The 3,095-nt window shown below is 63.1% G+C and carries 1 protein-coding gene and 1 pseudogene; one reads left to right on the plus strand and one right to left on the minus strand.

From position 1 onward, the window contains the following. A partial coding sequence (gene ppdK / locus EOA33_RS29855) for a pyruvate, phosphate dikinase (protein WP_127407276.1) occupies positions 1 to 1,967 on the minus strand: 1,967 nt, incomplete at its 3' end. Between the two features lie 447 nt (positions 1,968 to 2,414). On the opposite strand from ppdK, the pseudogene EOA33_RS29860 reads away from it, so the two are divergent. Continuing rightward, positions 2,415 to 3,095, plus strand: a pseudogene (locus tag EOA33_RS29860) (phosphomannomutase); the annotation flags it as partial.

Below are 3,095 nucleotides of genomic sequence, written 5' to 3' on the forward strand. Positions count from 1 at the left end.
ACCTTCATCGCGGCCGCGACCTCGGCCAGCTCGGCTTCCGTCTTCGGCAGGAACTCGTGCAGCGGCGGATCGAGCAGGCGGATCGTCACCGGCAGGCCGGCCATGATCTCGAACAGCTCGAGGAAATCCGAGCGCTGCATGGGCAGCAGCTTGTCGAGCGCGGCGCGCCGGTCCTTCTCGGTGTCGGCCAGGATCATCTCGCGCATGGCGACGATACGGTCGCCGTCGAAGAACATGTGCTCGGTGCGGCAGAGTCCGATGCCTTCGGCGCCGAACGAGCGCGCCATGCGCGCATCAAGCGGCGTTTCGGCATTGGTGCGCACCTTCATGCGGCGTGCCGCGTCGGCCCATTCCATGATGGCGGCGAAATCGCCCGACAGTTCCGGCTGCAGCATGGCCACCGCGCCCTTCAGCACCTGACCGTTGGCGCCATCGATGGTGATGATGTCGCCCTTGCGGAAGGTCTGGCCCATCGAGATCAGAGTCCCGGCCTTGTAGTCGACGCGTAGCGACCCTGCGCCCGACACGCAGGGCTTGCCCATGCCGCGCGCCACCACAGCGGCATGGCTGGTCATGCCGCCGCGCGTGGTGAGGATGCCTTCGGCCGCATGCATGCCGTGGATGTCCTCGGGGCTTGTCTCGATGCGTACCAGGATAACCTTGCGGCCTTGCGCCTTGGCGTCCTCGGCATCGCCCGAGGAAAAGACGATCTCGCCGGTTGCCGCACCCGGCGAAGCTGGCAGGCCGACGCCAATGACGTCGCGCGCGGCCTTCGGATCGATGGTCGGGTGCAGGAGTTGGTCGAGCGAGGCAGGATCGATGCGGGCGACCGCTTCCTCCCTGGTAATCAGCTTGTCCTTCGCCATCTCGACGGCAATCCTGAGCGCTGCCTTGGCCGTGCGCTTGCCGGACCTGGTCTGCAGCATCCAAAGCTTGCCGCGCTCGATCGTGAATTCGAGATCCTGCATGTCGCGGTAGTGCTTCTCGAGGCGGTCGGAGATGTCGACGAAAGCCTGGAAGGCATCCGGCATCAGCTTCTGCAGCGACGGCTTGTCGGATCCGGCAGCGATGCGCGCCGCCTCGGTGATGTTCTGCGGGGTACGGATGCCGGCGACGACATCCTCGCCCTGGGCGTTGACCAGAAACTCGCCGTAGAGCTGCTTTTCGCCGGTCGACGGGTTGCGGGTGAAGGCGACGCCGGTGGCGGACGTATCGCCCATATTGCCGAACACCATGGCCTGGACATTGACCGCCGTGCCCCAGCTCTCGGGAATGTCGTGCAGGCGGCGATAGGTGATTGCGCGGTTGTTCATCCAGCTGGAGAACACAGCGCCGATGGCGCCCCAGAGCTGTTCGTGCGGCTCCTGCGGAAATGGCTTGCCGAGTTCCTCCTCGACCTTGGCCTTGTAGAGCGCGATCACGCCCTGCCATTCGAGCGCCGTCAGCTCGGTGTCCAGCTCATGGCCGAGGTTCGCCTTCTCATCCTCCAGGATCTCCTCGAAAACTTCATGGTCGAGCCCCATGACGACGTCGGAATACATCTGGATGAAGCGGCGGTAGCTATCATAGGCGAAGCGGGCGTCACCGGAATCGGCGGAGAGCGCCTCGACCGTCTCGTCATTGAGGCCGAGATTGAGGACGGTGTCCATCATGCCCGGCATGGAGGCGCGAGCGCCGGAGCGCACCGACACCAGGAGCAATTTCGACGGATCGCCGAAGCGGCGGCCGGTCAGCCGGCCGATATGGTCGAGCGCAACCGTAACGTCCGCTTCGAGTTCGGACGGATAAGTGCGGCCGTTGGCGTAATAGGCGTTGCAGACCTCGGTGGTGATGGTGAAACCCGGCGGGACGGGCAGGCCGAGGCTGCACATCTCGGCCAGGTTGGCGCCCTTGCCGCCGAGAAGATTACGGTCGCCGGCACGGCCCTCAGCGGCGCCATCGCCGAAGGTGTAAACCCACTTGGTCATGCTCGCCCTCCAACGGTCGCAGATCGCAGGCCGGCGAAGCCCATGGCCTCGGCTTCGTCCGGTCCGATCCGAGCGATATGATGCTGCACTGCGAAAGGCAAGGCGTCGCCAAAGCCGGCCGGCCGCTACAATCGATTAAGGAAAACCCCTAAAATCGATTAAGCAAAAGCTGCGTCAAAAAGACCGGACGCTTTGACGACGATTGAGATTGACGCAATGCGAGTATCCGGAGCGCGCCATGCAGCCGGTGATAGGTCTCATCATCCGGAATACATTGCAAAATGCGGAGCCGCTAAAATTCCGGCGATACATCCCGGCAGCTCGCGAAATCTTGCCGGTTCGATTTCGTTCAACCGCGCGCGCAAGGGCGCCGGTATGATTTTTTGTTGACAGCGAACCCCACTCCAATATTACCGGCCTGATCTTCCAAACAGCAAAAGAAGAACGATGAAATTCGGGTCGAGCGGCGTCCGAGGTTTGGCTTCGGAATTGGTTGGGAAGCCAAGCGGACTCTATACTGAGGCGTTCGCCTGGCGTCTGGCTTCAAGCGGCTTGCAATCGAGTGGCGCGGTCTTTGTCGGCCGTGACCTGCGCGACAGCAGCCCGGCGATTGCCGACCGTTGCATGGCGGCGTTGGCCGCGAGCGGATTCCAGCCGATCGATTGCGGCGTCATCCCAACCCCGGCCCTCGCTCTTTATGCCCAAAAGCAGGGCGCGGCCGCTCTGATGGTAACCGGCTCCCACATTCCCGCCGACCGCAACGGCATCAAATTCTATCGCCCGAATGGCGAGATCGATAAGGCGGACGAGGCTGCGATAACGCAATATGTCGCCGACAAGTCAAATGTGTACGATCCGCCAACTCTTCCTGAGACGACCTGGCCAAGGCGCCATGACGAAGCGATTGCCGGTTACCAGGAACGCGCCAACGATATCCTGGGGCCGGGTTCGCTGTCCGGCATGAGGGTCGGCGTGTATCAGCACAGTTCGGTCGCGGCGGAATTGCTGGTGCGGGTACTTCGATTGTTCGGCGCCGAGGTGGTCCCGGTCGGCAAAAGCGAAACCTTCGTGCCGGTCGATACCGAAGCGGTGGGCGCGGCCACGCTTGCGAAATTCAAGGCCTGGAGC

Source organism: Mesorhizobium sp. M4A.F.Ca.ET.050.02.1.1 (assembly GCF_003997725.1).
GTDB lineage: Bacteria > Pseudomonadota > Alphaproteobacteria > Rhizobiales > Rhizobiaceae > Mesorhizobium.